The organism is Litoreibacter ascidiaceicola (genome assembly GCF_900129235.1).
GTDB lineage: Bacteria > Pseudomonadota > Alphaproteobacteria > Rhodobacterales > Rhodobacteraceae > Litoreibacter > Litoreibacter ascidiaceicola.
Genome location: NZ_FQUV01000006.1, coordinates 107488 through 132986, shown reverse-complemented (window position 1 = coordinate 132986; position 25499 = coordinate 107488). Strand labels below are relative to the sequence as shown.

22 protein-coding genes are annotated in these 25499 nt (G+C 53.8%); 13 read left to right on the top strand and 9 right to left on the bottom strand.

Annotated elements, in window-relative coordinates; all coding sequences use genetic code 11:
* Positions 1–4: 4 nt before the first annotated feature.
* From hemW to rph, 3 genes are read right to left on the bottom strand one after another with little or no spacing between them, the layout of a single operon-like run.
* Entirely contained in the window at positions 5–1165 is a 1161-nt protein-coding gene (hemW, locus tag BUB72_RS13455; RefSeq protein WP_073144667.1) for a radical SAM family heme chaperone HemW, read from the bottom strand.
* Positions 1155–1763 (bottom strand): RdgB/HAM1 family non-canonical purine NTP pyrophosphatase, encoded by a 609-nt coding sequence (gene rdgB / locus BUB72_RS13450; protein ID WP_073144664.1) that lies wholly within the window; start codon positions 1761–1763, stop codon positions 1155–1157. Before rdgB ends, hemW begins: the two co-directional genes overlap by 11 nt.
* Positions 1764–1765: 2 nt before the next feature.
* On the bottom strand, positions 1766–2479 hold the full coding sequence (rph, locus tag BUB72_RS13445) for a ribonuclease PH (RefSeq protein WP_073144662.1): 714 nt from the start codon (positions 2477–2479) through the stop codon (positions 1766–1768).
* Between the two features lie 105 nt (positions 2480–2584).
* On the opposite strand from rph, the gene hrcA reads away from it, so the two are divergent.
* Both hrcA and BUB72_RS13435 read left to right on the top strand, forming a co-directional pair.
* Positions 2585–3646, top strand: coding sequence for a heat-inducible transcriptional repressor HrcA (gene hrcA, locus BUB72_RS13440; protein WP_073144660.1), 1062 nt, complete (start codon positions 2585–2587; stop codon positions 3644–3646).
* An 8-nt stretch (positions 3647–3654) separates the two neighbouring features.
* On the top strand, positions 3655–4206 hold the full coding sequence (locus BUB72_RS13435) for a nucleotide exchange factor GrpE (protein ID WP_073144658.1): 552 nt from the start codon (positions 3655–3657) through the stop codon (positions 4204–4206).
* Here BUB72_RS13435 and mutS read toward each other — a convergent pair.
* The gene (mutS, locus tag BUB72_RS13430) at positions 4192–6810 is read right to left on the bottom strand and encodes a DNA mismatch repair protein MutS (protein WP_073144655.1); all 2619 of its coding nucleotides are present in this window, start codon (positions 6808–6810) and stop codon (positions 4192–4194) included. The two genes, BUB72_RS13435 and mutS, sit on opposite strands and share 15 nt — an antisense overlap.
* A gap of 162 nt (positions 6811–6972) precedes the next feature.
* On the opposite strand from mutS, the gene BUB72_RS13425 reads away from it, so the two are divergent.
* Complete coding sequence (locus tag BUB72_RS13425; RefSeq protein WP_073144948.1) at positions 6973–9231, top strand: NADP-dependent malic enzyme; 2259 nt, start codon at positions 6973–6975, stop codon at positions 9229–9231.
* 29 nt (positions 9232–9260) lie between these two features.
* Here the strand turns inward: BUB72_RS13425 and dnaJ are convergent, their stop codons facing one another.
* Together dnaJ and dnaK are read right to left on the bottom strand one after the other, a co-directional pair.
* Positions 9261–10400 (bottom strand): molecular chaperone DnaJ, encoded by a 1140-nt coding sequence (gene dnaJ / locus BUB72_RS13420; protein ID WP_073144653.1) that lies wholly within the window; start codon positions 10398–10400, stop codon positions 9261–9263.
* A gap of 87 nt (positions 10401–10487) precedes the next feature.
* Positions 10488–12407: a molecular chaperone DnaK gene (gene dnaK / locus BUB72_RS13415; protein ID WP_073144651.1), complete on the bottom strand. Its 1920-nt coding sequence runs from the start codon at positions 12405–12407 to the stop codon at positions 10488–10490.
* Positions 12408–12612: 205 nt separating this feature from the next.
* Between dnaK and BUB72_RS13410 the strand changes: the two genes are divergently transcribed.
* The gene (locus BUB72_RS13410) at positions 12613–13239 is read left to right on the top strand and encodes an alpha-ketoglutarate-dependent dioxygenase AlkB family protein (protein ID WP_073144649.1); all 627 of its coding nucleotides are present in this window, start codon (positions 12613–12615) and stop codon (positions 13237–13239) included.
* Here the strand turns inward: BUB72_RS13410 and BUB72_RS13405 are convergent.
* Positions 13236–14057 carry an ABC transporter permease gene (locus tag BUB72_RS13405; RefSeq protein ID WP_073144647.1) on the bottom strand — a complete coding sequence of 274 codons (822 nt, stop codon included), beginning with the start codon at positions 14055–14057 and terminating at the stop codon, positions 13236–13238. The two genes, BUB72_RS13410 and BUB72_RS13405, sit on opposite strands and share 4 nt — an antisense overlap.
* Positions 14058–14199: 142 nt before the next feature.
* On the opposite strand from BUB72_RS13405, the gene cysQ reads away from it, so the two are divergent.
* From cysQ to BUB72_RS13360, 9 genes are all read left to right on the top strand, one after another.
* Positions 14200–14982: a 3'(2'),5'-bisphosphate nucleotidase CysQ gene (gene cysQ / locus BUB72_RS13400; RefSeq protein WP_425435173.1), complete on the top strand. Its 783-nt coding sequence runs from the start codon at positions 14200–14202 to the stop codon at positions 14980–14982.
* On the top strand, positions 14982–15782 hold the full coding sequence (gene kdsB / locus BUB72_RS13395) for a 3-deoxy-manno-octulosonate cytidylyltransferase (RefSeq protein ID WP_073144643.1): 801 nt from the start codon (positions 14982–14984) through the stop codon (positions 15780–15782). The genes cysQ and kdsB overlap by 1 nt, the downstream gene beginning before the upstream one ends.
* Positions 15779–16987: a glycosyltransferase family 2 protein gene (locus BUB72_RS13390; protein WP_073144641.1), complete on the top strand. Its 1209-nt coding sequence runs from the start codon at positions 15779–15781 to the stop codon at positions 16985–16987. Before kdsB ends, BUB72_RS13390 begins: the two co-directional genes overlap by 4 nt.
* 133 nt (positions 16988–17120) lie before the next feature.
* The gene (galU, locus tag BUB72_RS13385) at positions 17121–18014 is read left to right on the top strand and encodes a UTP--glucose-1-phosphate uridylyltransferase GalU (protein ID WP_073144639.1); all 894 of its coding nucleotides are present in this window, start codon (positions 17121–17123) and stop codon (positions 18012–18014) included.
* 15 nt (positions 18015–18029) lie between these two features.
* Entirely contained in the window at positions 18030–19013 is a 984-nt protein-coding gene (gene galE / locus BUB72_RS13380; protein ID WP_073144637.1) for a UDP-glucose 4-epimerase GalE, read from the top strand.
* Between the two features lie 43 nt (positions 19014–19056).
* A complete protein-coding gene (locus BUB72_RS13375; protein ID WP_073144635.1) occupies positions 19057–20226 on the top strand; it encodes a glycosyltransferase in 1170 nt (389 codons plus the stop codon).
* 25 nt (positions 20227–20251) lie between these two features.
* Positions 20252–21262 carry a glycosyltransferase family 2 protein gene (locus BUB72_RS13370; protein ID WP_073144633.1) on the top strand — a complete coding sequence of 337 codons (1011 nt, stop codon included), beginning with the start codon at positions 20252–20254 and terminating at the stop codon, positions 21260–21262.
* Positions 21259–22953: a DUF5927 domain-containing protein gene (locus BUB72_RS13365; protein ID WP_073144630.1), complete on the top strand. Its 1695-nt coding sequence runs from the start codon at positions 21259–21261 to the stop codon at positions 22951–22953. Before BUB72_RS13370 ends, BUB72_RS13365 begins: the two co-directional genes overlap by 4 nt.
* 3 nt (positions 22954–22956) lie before the next feature.
* Complete coding sequence (locus tag BUB72_RS13360) at positions 22957–24387, top strand: nodulation protein NodH (RefSeq protein WP_073144628.1); 1431 nt, start codon at positions 22957–22959, stop codon at positions 24385–24387.
* Here BUB72_RS13360 and BUB72_RS13355 read toward each other — a convergent pair.
* The gene (locus BUB72_RS13355; RefSeq protein ID WP_073144626.1) at positions 24384–24848 is read right to left on the bottom strand and encodes a PTS sugar transporter subunit IIA; all 465 of its coding nucleotides are present in this window, start codon (positions 24846–24848) and stop codon (positions 24384–24386) included. The genes BUB72_RS13360 and BUB72_RS13355 overlap by 4 nt on opposite strands.
* 33 nt (positions 24849–24881) lie before the next feature.
* Positions 24882–25454, bottom strand: a complete 573-nt coding sequence (hpf, locus tag BUB72_RS13350) for a ribosome hibernation-promoting factor, HPF/YfiA family (protein WP_073144624.1) — start codon at positions 25452–25454, stop codon at positions 24882–24884.
* Between the last annotated feature and the right edge of the window lie 45 nt (positions 25455–25499).

Below are 25499 nucleotides of genomic sequence, written 5' to 3'. Positions count from 1 at the left end.
GTTTTTAAGTCACCAGTTGCGCTAAGATCGTGTTCAATAGGATTCTGGAGCGTGCAGGGACAGTTAGCTTTGATTGATTAACCTCCAAATGACCGGTGTCCGATAACTCTTTGATTTTATGAGTGGAAATCGCATTTCGATCAAGAGAGCGCAACCAATCTAGATCGCAGCCTTCGGCTAATCTGAGCGACATCAAAAGATACTCGAGCGCCTGTTCTTCTTTCGAGAGGTGTGAGTTGTTTGTTTCACCCGTGCCTGTGGCAGAGACAGATTCCAGCCATTTCGCAGGTCCAAGGTGGGTTTCGGTTGCTTTTCGTTTCCCGTCGACATCGAATCTACCATGCGCGCCCGGACCAACCCCCACATAGTCGCCTCCGCGCCAGTAAATCAGGTTATGGCGTGATTCCTGACCCGGTTTCGCATGATTAGACACTTCATAGGCGGCAAAACCATGTGCTTCCGTGATTGTTTGGGTAAGCTCATATAGATCCGCGGAAAGGTCTTCATGAGGAAGACCCAAGAGGCCGCCACGCGCAAATCGATCACCGAAGGCAGTACCGTCTTCGATGGTCAGTTGGTATAACGAGAGGTGATCGGCGGCCATAGTCAAGCCGAGGGTCAACTCTGCTTCCCAATCGGCGAGTGACTGGTTCTGGCGCGCGTAGATGAGGTCGAAACTGACCCGATCAAATGTGGTGCGCGCGATGTCAAATGCGTGCTCGGCCTCTGTCACGGTGTGAAGTCTGCCTAGAAGTTTTAAATCTGCATCGTTGAGCGCTTGTATGCCCATCGAAATGCGATTTACGCCTGCATGGCGGAATCCCTTGAACCGGTTTGCTTCAACAGAAGTGGGGTTTGCCTCAAGTGTGATCTCGACATCATTGGTGAACCGCCAGTTCTTTTGAATTCGATCTATAATAGCGGAAACGGTCTCAGGCAGCATCAGGCTGGGCGTGCCGCCGCCGAAGAAGATCGAGCTAACGACGCGATTTGGTGTGAGCTCTGCAAGGCGGTCCAACTCGGATAAATAGGCTCTAACCCAAGCGGATTGGTCGACATTTGCCGAAACATGGCTGTTGAAATCACAATACGGACATTTAGCCTGACAAAAGGGCCAGTGAACATAAATGCCAAATCCAGCTCTTTGCCAGTTTTCAGGTTTCAAAAGCTTCTACCAGTTTGGCAAAGGCGTTGGAGCGATGGCTGATCTTGTTCTTTTCCCAACGATCCATTTGCCCAAAGGTGATTTCGTATCCATCTGGCTGAAATATCGGATCGTAGCCGTGACCTTGATCACCGCGCATGGGCCAAACGACCTGACCCTCCATCGTACCGGTAAAGACTTCGTCATGTCCGTCGGGCCACGCTAATACAAGGGTCGCACAAAAGCGGGCAGTCCAAGGTGCTTTATGACCTGATTTTATAATCTCGTCATAGGTACGGCTCATCGCAACGACAAAATCCCGCCCGTCTGGCGTTTCGGACCAATCGGCGGTGTAGACGCCGGGTGCGCCATTCAAACAGTCAACCTCGATACCGCTGTCATCCGAGAGGGAGGGCAAGCCTGTCGCTTGAGCGGCGGCATGCGCCTTTATTCTGGCGTTTCCAACAAACGTGTTCTCGGTTTCGTCCGGTTCTGGCAAGTTGTGCTCTGCTGCGGAGGTCACATTGATCCCAAAAGGCTCTAATAAGGCCGAAATCTCTTCCAGCTTGCCTTTATTATGCGTCGCAACAAGCAGTGTATCGCCAGTGAATTTTCGCATGACTAGCCTTTCACGGCGGCTTTTTGCGCTGCAGCAAGTTCGGCGACACCTTTTTCTGCGAGGTCCATCAGTTGATTTAACTCAGTACGGGAGAATGTTGCGCCTTCGGCGGAGCCTTGGACCTCGATTAAGCCAAGACTGCCTGTCATCACGAAGTTTGCGTCGGTGCCAGCATCGCTGTCTTCAGGATAATCAAGATCAAGAACCGGCTGTCCCGCATAAATACCACAACTCACTGCCGCAACGTGGTCGGTCAATGGGTCGGTTGAAATGTCACCGGCTTTCATCAGGGCATTAACTGCAAGCCGCAACGCGACCCAACCACCGGTAATGGACGCGCAGCGCGTGCCGCCATCAGCCTGTATGACGTCACAATCCACGACGATCTGCCGCTCGCCCATTGCCACGCGATCAACGCCAGCGCGAAGGGAGCGACCGATAAGCCGTTGAATTTCCTGCGTGCGGCCGGATTGCCCACGTTTGGCTTCGCGATTCATGCGTGTATGGGTTGCGCGGGGTAACATGCCGTATTCGGCGGTAACCCAACCCAGACCAGAATTCCGCAGAAAAGGCGGTACCCGCTCGTCAATTGACGCGGTACACAGCACATGGGTGTCACCGCATTTGATCAGGCAAGACCCCTCTGCGTGGCGGGTCACATCGGTCTCAATGGTAATGGAACGCATTTCGTCAAGCTGGCGGCCGGAAGGGCGCATGGCATTTCTCCTGTTGAACGGGTCCAGATACCCTTGTGATACCTTAGGTTGCAAGCCACATTGAACATTGCCACATATCAGTCGGATTATAAGAGAAGTAACAAGATGAACCGCGAAGATCTCTTGTCGCAGATGAATGACCGCAGCCGAGAGGTGTTTCAACGGATCGTGGAGTCATATCTAGCCAGCGGTGAACCCGTGGGCTCCCGAACCTTGAGTCGCACCCTTACTGAAAGTGTAAGTGCTGCGACCATTCGCAATGTCATGCAGGATCTTGAACTCCTTGGGTTGTTAAACAGCCCACACGTTTCTGCCGGTCGAATACCTACCCAAGCGGGTTTGCGCATGTTCGTGGACGGGTTGCTGGAAATGGACGAGGTTACAATCCACGACCGCGAAAAGCTGGATGCAACCCTAGGGAGCAATGACCGCGATGTCGGGGTCCTTCTGGATCGTGTTGGCTCCGCACTTTCGGGCCTAACTCACGGCGCAAGTCTGGTTTTGACGCCAAAACACGAGGCCCCGATCAAGCATATCGAGTTTGTGAGCTTGGCGTCGGATCGCGCCTTGGTTGTTTTGGTGTTTGCTGACGGACATGTTGAAAACCGTGTGTTTACGCCTCCGCTTGGCCAAACGCCTTCGTCCATGCGCGAAGCTGCAAACTTTCTGAATGCTGTCGCCGTGGGCTCTACGATTTCAGAACTGCGTGGTCGAATTGAGAAAGAAATCAAATCCAGACGCCGAGAGTTGGATCATTTGGCGCGGGATCTGGTGAAAACCGGACTGGCCGTATGGGAGAACGAGGGGGAACAGACCGAACGCCTGATTGTCCGCGGAAGGGCGAATTTGATTGAAGACGCCGATGATACCGAGACGCTGGAGCGCGTAAGAGCCCTGTTTGATGACCTCGAGCGTAAGCGCGATATCGCTGAATTCCTCGAGCTGACCGATGCAGGCGACGGAGTTCGCATTTTTATTGGCTCAGAAAACAAACTCTTTTCACTTTCGGGTTCCTCTTTGGTGGTGTCTCCCTATATGAACTCTGATCGAAAGATTATTGGTGCTGTGGGCGTAATAGGTCCGACACGACTGAACTACGGGCGCATTGTGCCTATCGTGAACTATACAGCGCAGATGGTCGGCAAACTGATTTCGGACGGTGGCTAGAGGTAAAAATGTCGGACGTGAACAAAGACGATGATTTTCAAACAGATCACTTGGAGGCGATGGCCGAAGAGACTGTAGATATCATGGAAGAAAACGACGAGATGCAGGCGCTTGTTGAAGAGCGCGACCTGCTGAAGGATCGCCTTCTGCGCGCATTGGCGGACATTGAAAATACGCGGAAGCGTGGTGAGCGTGATCGGCGCGAAGCTGAAAGCTATGGCGGCTCGAAGCTCGCGAAAGACATGTTGCCGGTCTATGACAACTTGCGTCGCGCGCTTGATTCCGCCGACGATGCGCAACGTGAAGCCGCCAAGGCCATTTTCGACGGTGTTGAACTGACCCTGCGGGAGTTGATCCATGTCTTCGGAAAGCACAAAATCGAAGTTATTTTGCCCGAAATCGGTGACCGTTTCGATCCCCAACTACATCAGGCCATGTTCGAAGCGCCGCTGCCCGATACCAAAGCTGGCGACATCATTCAGGTGATGTCTGAAGGCTTTATGTTGCACGAACGCTTGTTGCGGCCGGCGCAGGTTGGCGTTTCGTCAACTCCGGCTTAATTCCTTCAACTCATAGAGCAATTGCAAAGCCTCGCGCGGCGTTAACTCGTCGGGCGAGACCTCGTTCAGCCTCTCATCTACTAAGGTTACCTTGGTCGTTGGCTGAGGGGTCGATGTGGAGGCGAATAACGGCAGGTCGTCGATCAGCGTTTTCTGACGCACTCCACCTTCACGTTCGCCTTTTTCCAGCTGCTCAAGGACGATACGGGCGCGGTCAATGACCGATGCCGGAAGGCCGGCGAGCTTTGCCACTTGAACGCCGTAGGATCGATCAGCGGCACCGCGCTTAACCTCATGCAGGAATATAACGTCTCCGTCCCACTCCTTGACGGTGACGGTTGCATTCTCAACCCCCGGTAGCTTCCCGGCGAGCGCTGTCAGTTCGTGGTAGTGCGTGGCAAAAAGTGCTCGGCAGGTATTCGTGGCGTGAAGGTGTTCTAAAGTCGCCCAAGCAATGGACAGGCCATCATAAGTGGCGGTGCCACGCCCGATTTCGTCAAGGATAACCAAGGCGCGTTCATCTGCCTGATTTAGAATCGCAGCAGTTTCCACCATTTCGACCATGAAAGTTGATCGCCCGCGGGCAAGGTCATCGGACGCCCCTACGCGACTGAACAGCTGTGAAACGATGCCGATATGGGCTGTATCAGCAGGAACGAAAGACCCTATTTGGGCTAAAAGCGCGATAATTGCGTTCTGGCGGAGGAAGGTTGATTTACCGGCCATGTTTGGTCCGGTGAGCAGCCAAATACTTGCTGCACTCGGGGCAGCAGACAGGTCGCAATCATTGGCCACGAATGGCGCTGCACCCTGTTCCTTGAGTGCTTTTTCAACAACCGGATGTCTGCCCCCTGCCACTTCAAACGCTCTGGATTCATCGACGGTGGGGCGCACCCAGTTCTCTGATATCGCCAGATCGGAAAGCGCCGCGAAGACATCGATTTGTGCCAGCGCAGCCGCCGCAGCAAAGAGGCCTGCGCTGACTTCAAGTATCTCTGCCTTCACGGAATCGAATATCTGAAGCTCGATTTCTATGGCGCGCCCACCCGCATTCAGAATCTTGGTTTCCAGCTCCGACAATTCCAATGTCGTAAACCTGATCGCGTTTGCGGTTGTCTGCCGATGGATGAAGCGCTCGGATAGCGGGGGCTTGAGCATCTTCTCAGCGTGCGCTGCCGTTGTTTCAATGAAATAACCGAGCACGTTGTTATGTTTTATCTTCAGGGTGCTGACACCCGTAATGGTGGTATACTCGGATTGATGTTCGGCGATAACCTTACGCCCCTGATCTCGCAGCTTTCGCATTTCGTCGAGTTCGTCGTGGTATCCAGCGGCAACAAATCCTCCGTCACGTGCCAACAGCGGTGGCTCGTTTGAAAGGGTAGCCTGGAGGAGGAATAGTGTTTCGTTGTGGCCTGTGAGGTCCTTGATGCTGGCTTGAAGGGGTGGGGTCAGATTGTCTGAATTCAGCAATTTTTGCAGTATTAGACACTGTTCTAACCCGGTTCTGATAGCCACCAGGTCTCTGGGGCCGCCCCTGTTCATAGCCAGTCGGGACAGCGCACGATCAATATCAGGAACGCGTCTTAACTCGTCTCTCAGTTGATTTCGCAAGTGAGAAGACTCGCAAAGCGCTTCTACCGAACTCAACCGAGACTGAAGTTCTCCAACATCGGTCGACGGGCTGGACAACCTGCGATCCAACAGACGGGCGCCACCTGCGGTTAATGTTCTGTCGATCGTATCGAGCAACGACCCTTTTCGAGTGCCGTTTAGCGTTTGAGATAATTCGAGATTGCGGCGAGTCGCGGCGTCGATCTGCATTGACCTGTTTGCGCTTTCACGGACGGGAGGGCGCAAAAGCGGAAGTTTGCCCTTCTGCGTTATGTCGAGGTAATCGACAAGAGCGCCGAGCGCCGCAACTTCGGCGCGTGAAAAAGTGCCGAAAGCATCTAGGGATTTTACGGAATAGAGACTAATAAGGCGTTTTTCTGCAGATGTGCTGTCGAAGCTTCCCTTGCTAAGGGGTGTCAGCGCAGAACCGGTTTCATCTACAATCGAGCGCAAACTGTCAAAGTCGAGTTCAGATACAAGAACCTCACTTGGGGCCAATCTTGCAAGTTCCGGCGACAGCCGCATCCTTGAACAAGGACCGACTCGCATTTCTCCGGTTGAGATATCGACCCAAGCAATCGCGCCATCACCGCGAATCTCGGAATAGGCTGCGAGGAAGTTATGCCGGCGCGGCTCTAACAGACTGTCCTCGGTCAAAGTGCCCGGCGTAACAAGGCGAACCACATCGCGTTTAACAACAGATTTCGAACCGCGTTTCTTTGCTTCGGCTGGGCTTTCCAGCTGCTCACCCACGGCAACGCGAAACCCTTTTCGGATCAGCGTCAGCAGGTAGTTTTCTGCGGCGTGAACAGGTACACCACACATCGGGATATCGTTGCCCAAATGCTTGCCGCGTTTCGTAAGGGAAATGTCCAAGGCTTCTGAAGCTGCAACGGCATCGTCGAAGAACAGCTCGTAAAAATCGCCCATACGATAGAAAAGCAGCGCGTCAGGATACTGGGCTTTGATATCCAGATATTGCGCCATCATGGGCGTAACAGATGCATTGGCGACGTTCAAAATTTCACCCCCCAGTGTGTTGGGAGGATTCTAGTGATCTGGGAGGGGGGGCGAAACCCCGAATTCCGATGGATGTTGTCGCGCGGGGTCAAGCTGGGTATCAATGGCGACGGCCCAACAGAAAGAACGTCTATGTCCAAGAAAAACCGCGTCACCGATGAAGAGGCACTGTCCTATCATTTGGAACCTACTCCGGGGAAACTGGAGATCATTGCTTCAACGCCAATGGCGACACAGCGCGATTTAAGCTTGGCCTATTCTCCGGGAGTCGCAGTTCCTGTGGAGGCGATCGCCGCCAACCCTGAAACAGCCTACGACTATACGACCAAGGGCAACATGGTTGCCGTGATTTCCAACGGCACTGCGATCTTGGGACTGGGCAACTTGGGTGCGCTTGCGTCAAAGCCGGTGATGGAGGGTAAGTCGGTTCTGTTCAAGCGGTTCGCCGACGTGAATTCCATTGACCTTGAACTGGACACCGAAGATCCGGATGAGTTCATCAATGCCGTCCGTTTAATGGGCCCCAGCTTCGGCGGCATTAACCTTGAGGACATCAAGGCACCCGAATGCTTTATAATTGAACAACGTCTTCGCGAGATTATGGATATTCCGGTCTTCCATGACGATCAGCATGGCACCGCAGTGATCTGCGCGGCAGGGCTGCTAAATGCATTGCACCTGACAGGTAAGAAAATTGAAGAATGCAAAATTGTGCTGAACGGTGCTGGCGCTGCCGGCATTGCTTGTATCGAACTGATCAAGGCGATGGGAGCCAAGCACGACAATTGCATCGCGTGCGATACCAAGGGCGTCATTTACCAAGGTCGCACCGAGGGCATGAATCAATGGAAGTCCGCCCACGCCGCGAAGACCACTGACCGCACGTTAGAAGAGGCGATGACGGGCGCGGATGTTTTTCTTGGCGTTTCAGCGAAAGGGGCAGTGACACAAGGCATGGTGAAGTCCATGGCCGACAACCCGGTCATCTTCGCGATGGCGAACCCTGATCCGGAAATTACGCCAGAAGATGCTCATGAGGTTCGTCCTGATGCCATCGTAGCGACGGGTCGTTCGGACTACCCGAACCAAGTGAATAACGTCCTGTGTTTTCCATACCTGTTCCGCGGCGCTTTGGATATTCGCGCACGCACGATCAACGATGCGATGAAGATTGCGTGTGCGGAGGCCTTGGCGAAGCTTGCTCGGGAAGATGTGCCGGATGAAGTCGCCGTAGCCTATGGTCAGAAGCTAACCTTTGGCCGCGACTATATCATCCCGACGCCGTTTGACCCGCGACTGATTTACACCATTCCGCCCGCTGTTGCGCAGGCCGGGATCGACACTGCGGTTGCGCGTAAACCGATTGTCGACTTTGACGCCTATACCGTCAGTTTGCGGTCCCGGATGGATCCGACGGCATCTATGTTGGAAGGGCTTCATAACCGCGCCAAAACCAAAAACGCCCGCATGATTTTTGCAGAGGGCGACGACATTCGCGTGTTACGCGCAGCGGTTGCGTATCAGCGTTCTGGGCTTGGGCAGGCCTTGGTCGTCGGGCGCGAGGACGACGTTAAAGCGAAGCTGACAGCGGCGGGGATGGAGGATTCCTATCGTGAGTTGAGTATCGTAAACGCGCGCAACACCGAGCATCTCGATACCTATCGCTCGTTTCTTTACAGCCGCCTTCAACGCAAAGGATATGACGCGCAGGATGTGCATCGCTTGGCGTCGCGGGACCGTCACGTGTTCTCGGCTCTGATGCTTGCGCACGGGCACGGGGACGGTTTGATCACAGGCGCAACTCGCAAATCGGCGCATGTTTTGGAATTGTTGAACCACGTTCTTGATGTATCCCCAGAAGACGGCGCGGTTGGTGTGACCGCATTGCTTCGCAATGGGCGCATAGTCTTGATTGCAGATACGTTGGTGCATGAATGGCCTGATGAACACACACTGGCTGATATTGCCGAACGCGGCGCTGCCACCGCGCGGTCGCTTGGGCTTGAACCGCGCGTTGCGTTTGTGAGCTTCTCGACCTTTGGCTATCCGGTTAGCGAACGTGCCGAGAAGATGCACATCGCGCCCAAGGTGCTGGATCAGCGCGGGGTGGATTTTGAGTATGATGGAGAGATGACGGTAGACGTTGCGATGAATCCGGACGTCTTGGCAAATTATTCATTCTGTCGATTGAGTGGTCCAGCCAATGTTTTGGTCGTACCTGCGCGTCATTCATCGTCGATATCGGTGAAACTGATGCAGGAAATGGGCGGTGCGACCGTTATCGGCCCGATCCTGAGCGGTGTAGATCACCCTGTGCAGATATGTTCCACTACATCGACATCCAATGACATTCTCAACATGGCAGTCATGGCGGCGTGTAACGTCGGGTAAAAAAGAAGCGCCCGAATTGGGCGCTTCCTTTAGCTCTTCATGTCTTCCCAGAAGGACTTTACCTTGGAGAAGAAGCTTGAAAGGTGAGGATTGTTCTCCTCGCTCAGCTTTTCGAACTCTTTTAGCAGTTCTTTTTGCTTGCTGGTCAGGTTGACCGGGGTTTCCACCGCTAGTTCGATAAACATATCACCGGTTCCGGCACCACGAAGCGCTGGCATGCCTTTGGAGCGCAGACGCATCTGACGGCCGGATTGGCTGCCCGCTGGAACTTTCACACGCGAGCGTCCGCCGTCTATCGTTGGAACCTCAACGTCGCCACCAATGGCAGCTGTCGCCATGGCAACGGGGACCCTGCAAAACAGATCAATGCCTTCACGTTGGAACAGTGCATGCTCCGTTACTTCGATGAAGATATACAGGTCACCCGACGGTCCACCGCGAAGACCTGCTTCGCCTTCTCCAGCAAGACGGATGCGCGTACCGGTTTCAACGCCTGCGGGAATGTTAACACTCAAAGAGCGTTCTTTTTCTTCGCGACCAGAGCCACCGCAGGAACGACAAGGGTTCTTGATGATTTGACCGATGCCGGAACATGTCGGACAGGTGCGCTCTACAGTGAAGAACCCTTGCTGCGCGCGAACCTTACCCATGCCTGAGCATGTCGGGCAGGTTTGCGGCTCCGCCCCGCCTTCAGCCCCAGAGCCATCACAGCCCTCGCATGAGACGGAAGTTGGAACGGTGATCGTCTTTTGCAAACCCGCATAAGCATCTTCGAGCGAGATGCGCAGATTGTAACGCAAGTCCGAGCCGCGCGTGGCGCGTTGGCGCCCGCCACGTTGTGCACCACCGCCCATGAAGTCGCCAAACAGGTCTTCAAATACGTCAGAGAATGCGGAGGAAAAATCGCCGTTACCGTGTCGCTGTCCGCCACCGCCCATGCCATTTTCAAACGCGGCGTGGCCATATCGGTCATAGGCTGCTTTTTTGTCCGCGTCTTTCAGGACCTCATAGGCCTCGTTCGCTTCTTTGAACTGCGACTCTGCGTTGGGGTTGTCAGAGTTGCGATCGGGGTGCAGCTCTTTCGCCTTTGTGCGGTAAGCTTTTTTCAGCTCGTCAGCTGACGCTCCGCGGGCGACACCTAGAACTTCGTAATAGTCACGTTTTGCCATGGATCAACCTTCCCAAAACTCGATCCCTGAAACATGCAGACCGGCCCGTTTTTTCGGGCCGGCCTTTGATTTCAGGACTTGGCGACATTAGCCGCGTTTGTCGTTGTCCAGATCTTCGAAGTCGGCATCCACGATGTCTTCGTCAACACCGCGCATTTCATCGGGCTCTTCGGAAGGCTCTGCCGCCGCAGCTTCGTCTTGTTGCGACTTGTAGATCGCTTCACCCAGCTTCATGGCCGCGTCGGTCAGGTTCTGAATGCCGCTTTTGATCTTGCCAGCGTCTTCAGATTCCATGGTCTCTTCGAGGGCCTTAAGGGCCAACTCGATGACTTCCACGGTAGAGCCGTCAACTTTATCGCCATGCTCTTCCAGCGACTTCTTAGTGCTGTGGATCAGGCTTTCAGCCTGGTTGGTCGATTCCACCAACTCACGACGTTCAGCATCCGCATCGGCGTTAGCCTCCGCATCTTTGACCATTTTTTCGATGTCATCATCGGACAGGCCACCGGACGCTTGGATCGTGATCTTCTGCTCTTTGCCTGTGCCTTTGTCTTTGGCGCCAACTTCAACGATGCCGTTGGCGTCGATGTCGAAAGTTACCTCGATCTGAGGCAGGCCGCGTGGTGCGGGCGGGATGTTTTCAAGGTTGAACTGACCAAGGATCTTGTTGTCTGCAGCCATTTCACGCTCGCCTTGGAACACCCGCAACGTCACAGCGTTCTGGTTGTCTTCAGCAGTCGAGAAGATTTGCGACTTCTTGGTCGGGATCGTTGTGTTGCGGTCGATCAGGCGGGTGAACACACCACCAAGGGTTTCGATGCCCAAAGACAGCGGGGTCACGTCGAGAAGAACAACGTCCTTCACGTCACCTTGCAAAACGCCAGCCTGAATGGCGGCACCCATGGCGACGACCTCATCAGGGTTCACACCTTTGTTGGCTTCGCGACCGAAGAATTTGGAAACCTCTTCGATGACTTTCGGCATACGGGTCATACCACCGACCAACACGACTTCGTCGATGTCAGAAGTGGTAAATCCCGCATCTTTCAACGCAGCCTGGCATGGCTTGATCGACGCCTTGATCAGGTCGGCCACAAGGCTTTCCAGTTTGGAGCGTGTCAGCTTCATGACCATGTGCAGCGGCTGGCCACCTTTAGGGTCCATGGAGATGAACGGCTGGTTGATTTCGGTCTGCTGGGCAGACGAAAGCTCGATCTTTGCTTTCTCGGCAGCTTCTTTCAGACGTTGCAGCGCCATTTTGTCTTTGGTCAGGTCGACGCCGTTCTCTTTTTTGAACTCGTCGGCGAGGTAAGACACGATGCGCATGTCGAAGTCTTCACCACCAAGGAACGTGTCGCCGTTGGTGGATTTTACTTCGAACAGACCGTCGTCGATTTCCAAAATGGTAACATCGAACGTACCGCCACCAAGGTCATAGACAGCGATGGTTTGGGTTTCTTTTTTATCGAGGCCATAAGCCAACGCAGCCGCTGTCGGCTCGTTGATGATGCGTAGCACCTCGAGGCCAGCGATCTTGCCAGCGTCTTTGGTTGCTTGGCGCTGGGCGTCGTTGAAGTAGGCAGGAACGGTGATAACCGCCTGCGTCACGTCTTCGCCCAGATAGCTTTCAGCGGTTTCTTTCATCTTTTGCAGGATGAAGGCCGAGATTTGCGACGGGCTGTATTTTTCACCTCTGGTGGAAACCCAAGCATCGCCATTGCCACCATCGACCACGTCGAAGGGCAGGTTCTTCTTGTCTTTTGCAAGGTGCTTGTCGTCAAAGCGACGACCGATCAGGCGTTTCACGCCAAAGATCGTGTTGTCCGGGTTGGTTACGGCTTGCCGTTTGGCGGCCTGACCGACTAGACGCTCGTCGTCCGTAAAGGCGACGATAGAGGGCGTTGTACGTGCACCCTCGGCGTTTTCGATAACGCGGGGTTGAGAGCCATCCATGATGGCCACACAGGAGTTTGTTGTACCAAGGTCGATACCGATGACTTTTGCCATGAGCGTAGGTCCTTTCTTCGCGGCGATGTTGAGGAAGGCAGGCCCAATCTGGCTCCTGCTCTCCGATCCCTAATTGACCCGGGGGCTTAGCCCCATCGGAATTCGAAGCGTATATAAGGCTGGCTCATAGGTGCTGCAAGGCGCAGGGTCGTCGGAATCTCTCAAATTCGTGAGAAAGACGGCTGAAAGGGGGTCAGGGACGAAAATGAGCGACAATTTTGGGAGAAAACCACCAGATTTGGTAATCCGAGGGTTTGAGGTTTTTGAGAGATTTCTCGATGAGCCCTTTCAGCGCGCGCTGCTGAATGACCTTCGCAAAGTGGTAAAGGCGGCACCGCTATTTGCCCCCACGACAAGCCGTGGCAAAGAGATGTCCGTCCGCATGACTTCAGCAGGCAAACTGGGATGGGTATCTGATCGAAATGGCTATCGGTATGATGCGCTTCACCCACAAGGTGTCGCGTGGCCGGCCATTCCAAACAGCATCCTGAATATCTGGCGGGCAGTCGGGTCCGAAAACCGCGAACCTGACTGTTGTTTGATCAACTTCTATAATGCCAACGCGCGGATGGGTCTTCACCAAGACCGTGATGAGGCAGATTTCTCGTGGCCGGTGGTTTCGATATCGCTGGGCGACGATGCATTGTTCAGAATTGGGAACCAAACGCGAGGCGGCAAGACCGAAAGCGTTTGGTTGCGATCCGGTGATGTTGTGGTCATGGGAGGAGACGCGCGGCTGACATATCACGGTGTGGACAGGATCAAGGCGGGCACCTCCCTATTGCTGCCAAAAGGTGGACGCATCAACTTGACGTTGCGGGTGGTAACTTAGCGTCCGGCACTCCAACTGATCGAGGCATGGCGACGTGCTTTGAACTCGCCCATAAGGCCAACCATGATCAAGGTTATCGAAACGATCAACGGATAGCTGATCGAGCTGAAATGCGGATTGTAGTTGATAAAAGTGAAGCCGCGAGCTTGGTCGATGCAATGAAATAACGGGTTCCAGTCGAAAAATGCCAAAATAGCCGAGGGCATGTTGTTGGCGACAAACATCTTACCAGAGGCGACCATGTTGGCACGGCTGTAAACGGTTGATGCGATGGACGCGAAGCCGGGAAACCATGGCTTGATTGCTAAGAAGACCATTCCAACAGCGACACCAGAGAACCACGCAAGCAGGTACATCCCGATGGCTCCGGTGGTATTGTCGATGATAACCGGATGCCATGTGACATTGACCAGAAACAGAATTAGAACCCCGGAAAGGGTTTGAATGTAGAGAGCAGACAACGCTGCCGACGCAATTGAAATCGCCGTATTCATTGGCGCGTGTTTCATCATCGCAGATGTCGGTCCTTCCGACCCCATGATCGCGCTAACCGCCTTGGTGTGCGTCAGGAAAAGGAATATACCCGACAGAAGGTACAAAATGAAATCACCGCGAATGGCGCTGCCGCGTAGCCCCAAAACCGAGAACATGAGGTAGAAAGCGGCAACCATGATGACTGTTGCCATCATGTTCATGGCCAGCCCGATAATGGCGTTGCGGTGCGATTTTCGGATATGCCGGACGGTGCTGACGTAAATCAATTCAGCCAGCGCGATGGCTGACCGAAAATGCGTATTGCGCTCTTCAATTCTGAACATTGGTGCAATCCTGCATTGCCTACGGCCGGAGCTCTGATTCTTAAACGCCAGAAAACTTGCCGATCCGTTATCAAGGAAGCATAAGTAGGCGGAAACGTTAAATCAATTATCCGGCAGGAGAGCAGCTTTGGACTATAACAAGATGGCAACGGTCTTTCGAGAGCTGGCGTTAGAAGCTGGTGACAAGATCATGGAAATCTATGACGCCGATGATTTTGACGTGCGTGCTAAGTCTGACGATAGCCCGGTCACAGCCGCGGATGAAGCCGCGGATGCGTTAATCTCGACTGGCCTACGCGCGGAGTTCCCCGATGTTCTATTGGTGACTGAAGAACAAGCTGCGACCCACACGGAAAGCGCGGCAAATTTTATCATCGTTGACCCGCTGGATGGCACCAAGGAGTTCATTAAGCGGCGAGGCGATTTCACGGTGAATATTGCTTACGTTGAAAACGGTATTCCCGTGCGCGGTGTGGTTTATGCCCCTGCCAAAGGGCGCATGTTCTACACGGATTCTGATGGTGTTACGGTTGAAGAGGTTGGCCCCTTTGATCGTAAAAAACAGGGTCTAACAAACCCTATTCACGTAAAAACTCCTGACAACAAAGCGCTTATCGTGGTCGCCTCCAAGTCTCACCGGGATCAGGCTACCGATGACTACATCTCCAAGTACCAGACCACGGATATGACCGGGGCCGGCTCATCGTTGAAATTCTGCCTTGTGGCTGCGGGCGAAGCTGACCTTTACCCTCGGCTTGGCCGCACGATGGAGTGGGATACGGCGGCTGGGCATGCCGTTTTGAATGGCGCAGGTGGCGCGGTGGTCCGATTTGATAATCACGAGCCGCTCACTTACGGCAAGCCAATCTATGAAAACCCGTTCTTTATCGCCTACACACCCGGCGTCGATCTGAAGCCCGCCTGATGTCCGTTACAATCGTCATCCCCGCCCGCTATGCGTCGACCCGATATCCGGGGAAGCCGTTGGTGACGCTTACTGGCGCAACCGGTGAAGCCCGAAGCTTGATTGAACGGTCCTGGAACGCGGCGAAATCTGTTTCCGGGGTTGATAGGGTAGTTGTTGCCACCGATGATGAGCGGATCAAGCATGCCTCGGAGGCGTTCGGGGCAGAAACTGTGATGACGTCATCCGATTGCTTTAACGGAACCGAACGGTGTGCAGATGCGTTGCCTGCGCTGGGTACAGAGCCGGAAATCGTCGTAAACTTGCAAGGCGACGCGCCACTAACCCCAGCTTGGTTTGTGGAGGATCTGATCAAAGGCCTGCGCGCAGCGCCAGATGCTGCCTGTGCGACACCTGTGTTGCGTTGCGACGGATGGGCGCTGAACGGGTTTTTGGAGGATCGCCGTAACGGGCGCGTTGGTGGAACGACAGCCGTATTCGCGCAGGACATGACGGCCCTCTATTTCTCTAAAGAAGTCATTCCTTTCACATCCAACACATACTCTAACAATGCCGAAACCCCCGTTTTCCACCATGTCGGTGTTTATGCGTATCGTCCTGATGCTTTGCGCGCATATGCGGCGTGGCCTGTTGGCCCGCTGGAGAAACTCGAAGGGTTGGAGCAGCTTCGCTTCCTTGAAAACGGTCGCAAGATTTTGTGTGTTGAAGTTGAGGCGCGTGGCCGCCAGTTCTGGGAGCTTAATAACCCGGAAGACGTACCACGTTTGGAAGCGATGTTGTCGGAGATGGGCCATCCATGAATGATCTATCGGTCAGTGTGGTTGTCGTCAGTCGCCACCGACCGGATCATCTCCGCCGCTGCGTTCGGGCGCTGGAGTTTCAGACTCAACCTAGTTTCGAAGTTGTTTTAGTAACGGATAGCGATACAGCGGCGTTGTTGCCTGACAACGTTCCGCACGACCGGGTCAAAAGTGCAATTTGCAATGACGCCAATATTTCAAAAGCCCGCAACATTGGAATTGGCTTGGCGGCGGGTGATTTGATTGCGTTCATTGACGATGATGCCATCGCGGAACCCACATGGTTGGAACGCCTCGTCGAGCCCTTTTCCGACCCTAAAGTTGCGGCATCCGGTGGTTTTGTGAGAGGACGCAACGGTATCAGCTTTCAATGGTGCGCAGAGGAAATCGGCGCGGATGGCGTGTCGCATCCGATCTCGATAGATGGCACCGCAATACTGAAAGCGAAGTCCGGCAAAGGCGTTAAAACGCAAGGCACCAACTGTGCATTCCGTCGTGATGCCTTAGTCGAACTGCACGGATTTGATGAGAACTACAAATTCTACCTAGATGAAACCGATCTGAACATGCGTATCAGTCAAGCGGGGCATTATACGGCCATTGTGCCTAATGCAGAGGTTCAACACGGTTATGCTGCTTCGTCGTTGCGTGGAAATGACCGACGCCCGAAGTCGCTATTCGAGATTGGCGCAAGCCAAGCATATTTTTTGAAAAAGTTCGGGCGGCCTGCGAGCGATTTGATGGCCTTTCGAGAAACTCAGTGGGCGCGGCTTGAGGTTGCGCTGGTAAAGGGCTTGCTCGAGCCTCGTGATGTTCGCCACCTCAGAGATGACCTTGAGGCTGGAATTGCGGAGGGCTGTAAGCGCACTCCGGCATCGAAACCTGATTGGCCGACCCTATCGCTATTCAAACCTTTCATAAGTGACCGAAAAGCAGTTGATCACTGCTTCATTTCCAGTCGCTGGATTTCCCGTCGGCGAGCTTACGCCGCTGGCAAATCGTGCGCAGAACGGGGCATTCCCAGCACTGCGATAATCCTGAGCCCAACGGCGATTTTTCACCGACGCTGGTTCCATGACGACGGGTTTTGGGTTCAATCAGGGGGAATATTCGGCAAGTCTTCCCGTACTGATCGCATCTGGTCTTGGTTAGTTCGGGAGAAGCGCTTTCGCCGAGAGCGAGAGTTGCTTCAAAGAACGCGGTAACCGAAGTGGCTAAGGTAAGTGATTGGCGGTGCTTGGACACCACAGGCACTTAGATTCGGTGATGTGAAGTTTGAAATTGTAGCGAAACGTTTGAGTAATGGGTACAACGGTCCAAAAGAATGAGGCACGGCCAATGAAGCGTAAAGTCACGAAGGCGGTTTTCCCCGTCGCTGGGCTAGGGACTCGGTTCCTTCCTGCGACAAAGTCAATTCCTAAGGAAATCATGACCTTGGTCGATAGACCGTTGATCCAATATGCAATCGATGAGGCCCGTGCTGCCGGAATCAAAGAATTCATCTTTGTGACGTCTCGCGGCAAGGGAGCGCTGGAGGACTACTTTGATCACGCCCCAGAGTTGGAAAACTCTCTGCGCAAGAAAGGTAAGACAGAGCTTCTTGCGACCCTCAAAAGTACAAACATGGATAGTGGGGCGATTGCTTATATTCGTCAGCACAAAGCGCTGGGTCTTGGGCATGCGGTATGGTGCGCCCGCCGTTTGATTGGGAATGAGCCCTTTGCAGTTATCCTGCCTGATGATGTAATCGCCGCTGAAAAACCGTGTCTTCAGCAAATGGTCGAAGCTTACAACGAGACCGGTGGCTGCATGGTCGCTGCGATGGAAGTTCCCCCAGAAAAGGCATCTTCCTACGGTGTTTTGGATGTCAAAGAAGATATGGGCTCGATGGTCTCTGTTCGAGGTATGGTCGAGAAACCGAGCGTTGAATCAGCTCCTTCGAACCTTGCTGTAATCGGCCGCTATATACTGACGCCGCAAGTTCTAAAGAACCTCAACCAGATCAAACAGGGTGCCGGTGGTGAGATTCAGCTGACTGACGCTATTGCGCAAGAGATCGAGGCTGATCGTGACGTTTATGGCTACCGCTTTCGGGGCCAGCGCTTTGATTGCGGCTCCAAGGCTGGCTATCTGCAAGCGACAGTCGCATTCGGGCTAGCTCGCGACGAACTTCGCGATGAACTTGCAAGCTATCTTGACGAGATGAAGGCTTCCCGCAAAGCGGCCCAATGATTAAAGGACCACCTTATGGCAAATGTGCTGGTTACAGGTGGTGCGGGCTACATTGGCTCGCACGCTTGTAAGGTTCTGGCGGCTGCGGGATTCAGGCCTGTCACCTTCGACAACCTGTCCACGGGGTGGCAGGATGCTGTGAAGTTCGGACCGTTCGTACAGGGCGATCTTCTAGATCGTAACCAGCTGGACGAAGTCTTTGCGGAATATGCGCCTGTTGCTGTGATGCATTTCGCAGCACTCAGCCAGGTTGGGGAATCGACCACAGATCCGGGGCTTTACTGGCGCAACAATGTCGGCGGTTCGCTTAACCTTATTGAAGCGGCCGCGGCTGCCGGATGCGTCAACTTCGTTTTCTCTTCGACTTGCGCCACGTATGGGGATCAGGATGGCGTAACGCTGACCGAGGACACGGAACAACATCCCATCAATGCCTATGGTGCGTCGAAGCGGGCGGTCGAAGATATCTTGCGCAACTTTCAGGACAGTCATGGAATGAAGGCCGTGATTTTCCGGTATTTCAATGTTGCTGGTGCGGATCCAGAAGGAGAAGTCGGCGAGTTCCATCAACCCGAGACCCATTTAATCCCTTTGATGCTTGATGCGATCGACGGCAAGCGTGACGCTCTCACGGTGTATGGCACGGACTACGACACACCCGACGGAACTTGCATTCGTGATTATGTCCACGTGATGGATTTAGCTGCGGCGCATGTTAAGGGTATCGAGTGGTTGCTGGAGGGGCGCGAACCGCGGGTTTTCAATCTTGGAACGGGCAGCGGCTTCTCTGTTCGTGAGGTTATTGACCATAGCCGTGCAGTGACTAACAAAGAGGTACCAATCATTGAGGGCCCGCGTCGTGCAGGTGACTGCACAAAACTGGTGTCTGGTAGCGATCGTGCGATGTCGGAACTCGGCTGGTCGCCAGAACGCTCAACCCTGGAGGCAATGATCACCGATGCATGGCGCTGGCACCAAACCGGACACTACGAAAAATAGACCCTACAATGCGGTTTTAGACATAACACGGCTTACGTCTCGTGTGGGCCGTGGTCCGTTTACGGGTGTTGACCGTGTCGAGCTTGCCTACCTGGACTGGTGTTTAAGCGCTTCGGAGCCGTTGTACGGGCTTGCACGGATATCTGGCGGCCATGTCGTTTTGGATCGCGCGGGGTTGCTAGTCTTCAGATCAAAGCTTTTGGGGGAGCTTCCTTGGGGTGCCCGCGACATCCGAGCACGATTGGGTGTGAAAACACCAAAAGCGCGAGGGGAGGCTGAATCTGATTTGCGGCGGCTCGCCGTTGTTCGATCCGGGCCGAATATCTTGCCACAACTTCCTGTTGCGGACGGCGTCTACTTTAACATTGGCCATTCAAATTTGAACAAGGTCAGCCTGTCAGGCGCTCGTGAAGCTGGGTTAACCGTTGCGACGCTGGTTCATGATCTCATTCCGCTGGACTGGCCCCAGTTCCAGCGTGAGGGAACGGTTCAACGGTTTGAGGAAAAGATGCGTGTGGTCGCGCGTTATAGCGATCTGATTGTCGCGAATTCGGCTGATACGGAAAGCCGCGCAAGGTACTATTTCGACCAGTGGGATGCGCATCCTGACTATGTGACGTCACATCTTGGCCTAGCACCGTGCGACGAAAATTTTCGCCCTTCTGTCAATAATAGATCCAATTTCGTCACAATCGGCACAATTGAGCCCCGCAAAAACCACGGCCTTTTGCTAGACGTTTGGGGCCAGTTCGAAAGCGAGCTTCCAGATGACCAGATACCGGCGCTACACATCGTCGGGCAACGCGGTTGGAAGAACGAAGAGACGTTCAAGCGCTTGGACCTTTGGCGCGGCAAGTGCTGGCTGCACGAACACAATGACATGGACGACCCGGCTTTGCGGCAATTGCTGGTGGGGTCTCACGGGTTGCTTTTCCCTACGATCGCAGAAGGATTTGGTTTGCCCTCACTCGAAGCTGCGCAGATAGGTATTCCTGTGCTCTGTGGCGATCTTGCCATTCATCGTGAGGTGTTGGGCGACTACCCCGTTTACGCAGACCTGCAAGACATATACCTTTGGAAAAAAACAATACTTGAGCAGGCAAAGCAGAGGCAGAAAGACCTCGTTCACGCACACAAGGCAAAGAAACCGAAAATTCCGACTTGGTCGGATCATTTTGATGCCGTTAACGCGGCGGTTACGAAGCTACTCTAAGACGCGTGGTCAGGGGTGACGGATAATGGGTCTCCTGAAATCATATAGACTCCGTATGGAACGGAAGCGGTGGCGTTTGCGGGCAATTCGCAAGCGGCGTCAGCTTACGTCTGTGAAGAACAGAACAAGCCAGATTGCGAAGTCTGACATCATCGTGTTTTGCACTTTGCGCAATGAAGTCGTTCGATTGCCGTTCTTTCTGAAATACTATCGGGAGCTTGGCGTTGATCATTTCGTATTCGTTGATAACGGCTCGGATGATGGGACCACGGACTACCTTACCGCCCAGCCCGATGTATCGGTTTTTGGCACGAACCATAGCTACAAGCGCTCCAGATTCGGGGTTGATTGGATAAACTGGCTGTTGCGGAAATACGGACACGGGCATTGGTCGCTTGTGCTCGATGTCGACGAGTTTCTTGTCTACCCCTTCTGTGACACGCGTCCGATTAGAGCGTTGACTGACTGGCTGGATGCGTCCTCGGTCAAGTCGTTCGGGACCATGCTGCTGGATATGTACCCGAAAGGACCAATCGACTCTGTTAGGTATGAGGCTGGTCGTGATCCATTTGAGCACGTCCACTGGTTCGATAGTGGAAATTATTCCATCCAGAAGAACGAAAGATACGGAAACCTCTGGATCCAAGGTGGCCCGCGCGCCCGTGCATTTTTTGCTGACAAGCCAGAAAGGGCCCCTGCTCTAAACAAGGTTCCGCTTGTTCGATGGGACCGCAGCTACGCTTATGTAAGCTCGTCGCATATGTTGCTCCCTCGCGGGTTGAACCTCGTCTACGACGAATGGGGGGGCGAGAAGACGTCCGGCTGCTTGTTGCACGCGAAGTTTCTCGACACCTTCACAAGTAAATCTGCTGAGGAATTGCAGCGCAAAGAGCACTTTGCCAACAGTCACGAATACAAAGCGTATCATAGCGGCCTGTCCGACGATCCTGATTTGTGGTGCAAGTGGTCGGAGAAATATATCAACTGGCGGCAGCTCGAGATCTTGGGCCTGATGTCTAAAGGAAACTGGGCATGACCGTTGGATTTGTCATGTTGGTGCACGACGCACTGGATCGCGCAGCCCAGGTTGCAAGACATTGGTCCGAGCACGGGAAACCCATTGTTATCCATGTCGACAAGCGTGTGGATGGCCCGACCTTTGAATATTTTAAGGGAAAGCTCGCCGATCTGGAGAATGTCAGGTTTTCCGACCGTCACGCCTGCGAGTGGGGAAACTGGTCGATTGTCGCGGCCACGCAATCTGCTTGCGAGCTGATGCTGGATACCTTCACCGAGGTGCGTCACGTATATCTTTCCAGTGGATCGTGCATACCCTTGAGGCCGGTGGAAGAGATTCAAACCTATCTGGATGAACGCCCGCGTACAGATTTCATCGAGTCGGTTACGACTGATGAGGTTGACTGGACGGTCGGCGGTCTGGATCAAGAACGGTTCACGCTGAGATTCCCGTTTTCGTGGAAGCGGCAGAGGCGGTTGTTTGACCGCTATGTCGATCTACAAAGACGCTTGAAGATGACCCGCCGCATTCCGGATGGCCTGACACCACATCTTGGTTCGCAATGGTGGTGTTTGACGAGACAGACTCTCTCGGCAATTTTGCAGGATCCACGGCGCGAAGAGTTTGACCGCTATTTCAAGCGCGTATGGATTCCCGATGAGAGCTATTTTCAGAGTCTAGCACGGTTGTATTCGACGCAAATCGAAAGCAGGTCGCTGACCTTGTCCAAGTTCGATTTTCAGGGAAAGCCGCATGTTTTCTACGATGACCACCTGCAATTGCTACGTCGTTCGGATTGTTTTGTAGCAAGGAAAATCTGGCCTCAGGCGGAGCGTCTCTACCGCGAGTTTTTGGTCCCTGCGTCCAGTGCTTTGGTGATGGCAGAGCCAAACCCTTTGAAGATTGACCGGCTTTTCAGTCGTGCGACCGAGCGTCGAACGCGTGGGCGCGCGGGTCTTTATATGCAAGGTCGATTCCCGAACGAGGGATGGGAGAATGGGAAGACCAGCGGTCGCTACACCGTATTCGAAGGTTTCGCCGATCTGTTCGAGGACTTCGAGGCCTGGATTGCCCGACGGACTGGTAACCGGGTGCATGGGAATTTGTTTGCCAAGGATCGCGTCCATTTTGCTGGCGGTGATGCAGTCTATAACGGCGCATTGCCAGATAGCGCGCCGCTACGGGAGTATAACCCACGAGCATTCTTGACGAACTTGGTGTGGAACACGCGAGGGGAGCATCAGTGCTTTCAATTTGGCCCAGCGGACGACCAGAAAATTTCGGAGTTCTTAGCCACAGACGGGAATGCCCAAATCTCGGTCATTTCAGGCGCATGGGCTATTCCGCTTTTCCATTCGAACCAGAACTTCTCGGAATTGAGGAAAGAAGCCGCACATCTTCAACGTGTTGAAACCGCTCACTTGGACCTGCTTCGCATGGGCAAGACCAAAGCGCGTGTCCGTATCTGGAGCCTTGCGGAATTCATCGAAAACCCGATGGAAAATTTGCAGACTATCCTTGATGAGGTTGGTGGTATCGGACAGCGACGCCTTTCCGAGGTTCCGGTTATGGCGGACCTAAGCGGATTTGGGCAGTTCCTGCAGAACCTGAAAAATCAGGGCATGAGCCCGCATCTGATGGGTGATTTCCCGTTGATTCAGGACAGCGCTGAAAAACCACAGGGCGGCCGCCCCTATTTGGTGAAGTAGATTATGAGCAAGCAATTCGAATATTTTGTTGTCTTCGCAGAGATGCGTACCGGCTCTAACTTCCTTGAAGCCAGCCTGAACGAGTTCAGCGACCTTCACTGCTATGGGGAGGCTTACAATCCGCATTTTGTCGGACACCATAATAAGGATGCATTGTTCGGTGTTGACATGGCACAGCGAGAGATTTCACCGCTGTCGTTGATAGAACGGATGAAGGAAAATACGGACGGGTTTCCCGGTTTCCGCTTCTTCAATGACCACGATCCGCGGGTCATGGCGCATGTGCTTGAAGACCCGAAATGCGCCAAAATCATTCTGACGCGAAATCCGTTAGACAGCTATGTGTCGCTTAAGATTGCCGCGCAAACGGGGCAATGGAAGCTCTCTGATATGAAGCAGCTCCGCTCCGCAACGATTACATTCGATCGGGACGAGTTTCTGACCCATCTGGAAGCCAAGCAAGCGTTTCAGCTGGATATTCTCAAGGGTATGCAGGTATCGGGCCAAACCGGTTTCTATGTCGCTTACGAAGACATCGGCGATGTCGATGTGTTGAACGGAATGGCGCGGTTTATCGGCTCAAGCGAACGTATTGCTGCTACACCTAATTCGGTCAAAAAGCAAAATCCAAGCGAGCTGGAGGACAAGGTCACCAACTATGACCAGATGGTGAAAGACCTTGCGAGCATCGACCATTTTGCGTTGTCGAACACCCCGAACTTTGAACCGCGTCGCGGCCCGGGTGTTCCCGGATTCTACCTAGCGGCCGAGGCTCCACTGCTGTTCATTCCCGTAGCCGCATCGCCAAAAGCCTCGGTTCTTGATTGGCTTGCGGCTCTTGACGATGTTGACGTGGAAGATCTTCAAACGAACCTGTCGCAAAAGATCTTGCGTCAATGGAAGCGTGGCCATCCGGGGCATCGCAGCTTTACCGTGCTTCGGCATCCTTTGGAGCGCGCGCATCGTGTATTTTGCGAATACATCCTTCCTAAACGGGACGACAATTTTTCAGATCCTCGAAAGGTCATGCGAAACAAATATGGCGTCGCGGTTCCCAACCAAGGTGACATGGATGGGTACACGAAAATCGAGCATCGGGCCGCGTTTGCGAAATTCCTGAAGTTCTTGAAAGGTAACCTTGCGGGCCAAACCAGCATCCGCATTGATGCAGTGTGGGCCACGCAATCGGCGTTGCTGCAAGGTGCTGCGGGCGTGGTGCTTCCAGATGCCATTCTGCGCGAAGACGAGTTATCCGACGGGCTGAACGCGCTTGCCGCGTCGCTTGGGGAGGAAACGGTTTTAATACATAACGAGCCAGAGATTGGCCCGTTCAGTCTTGCTGACATCTACGACGATGAATTGGAAAAACTGGCTATGGCCGCCTACCGCAAGGACTACATCAGCTTCGGCTTCGGGCGTTGGGACGGAAACTAAGCCGCTTTCGATTCCTGTGCCTCGGTCAAAATCGCATGAAGTGAGGTCGGATCGGTGTTTGCCCGCAGTTTGGTGCACACATCGTTGTTGCGCATCGTCCGGGACACCAGTGCCAGCGCCTTGAGGTGATCAACGCCCGCGGATTCCGGTGCAAAAAGCGCAAAGAACAAATCAACCGGATGCCGGTCAGCCGCATCGAAGTCCAGTGGCCGCTCAACGCGCAAAAATACAGCCACGACGTGATCAAGGTCTTTGACGCGAGCGTGCGGTAGGGCGACCCCATGGCCCACACCCGTCGGGCCAAGGGATTCGCGTTCTAAGAGCGCTTCCAGTGAAACGCCTGTTGGTATGCCATGCGCGGAGTGCGCAATCTCGGAAATCTCCTGAAAGAGACGTTTCTTGCTGGTGACCGACGAAACGGCTTTTACAGCCGACTGGGTCAGGATTTCCGAGATCTGCATGGCCTGCTCTCTGAACGTGGCCGTTAAGGCCTTTTAGCTGCTTGCGGGGTCAATCCAGCCGATATTGCCATCCTCGCGCTGATACACGACGTTGACGTTCTTATTTCCTTCATTGCGGAATACTAGCACAGGTGCGCCCGCAATTTCCATCTGCATCACGGCCTCCCCGACCGATAGCGAAGGGATGTTGGTTTCCATTTCCGCAACGATGATTGGTTGCAGGTTTTCGGGTTCTGAGTCGTCCGACCCCCCGCTTGCGGCAAGGATATAGGAGGATGCGCCCGAGAGTTCAACTGGTTGTGATCGATCCTTGTGATGGTCCTTCAGACGGCGCTTGTAGCGACGCAGTTGCTTGTCCATTTTCTCGCCGCAGGAATCAAAGGCAGCGTAGATTTCGGTGCTATGGCCACGTGCTTGGGTGGTGAGCCCAGTGCTGAGGTGAACAATAGCTTCACAGACATATTCGTGGGCGTTCTTGGAGAAGATGACAGTCGCATCAGTGGGTCGCCCTGCATATTTTTCGAGTATGCTACCCAGTTCGGTTCTGACGTGAGTCTGAAGCGCTTCGCCAATGTCAATTTGTTTGCCCGTGATCTGGTACCGCATGGCGTCTCCTTATTGATCTATAGGGGAAATTACCGACCAAAAATT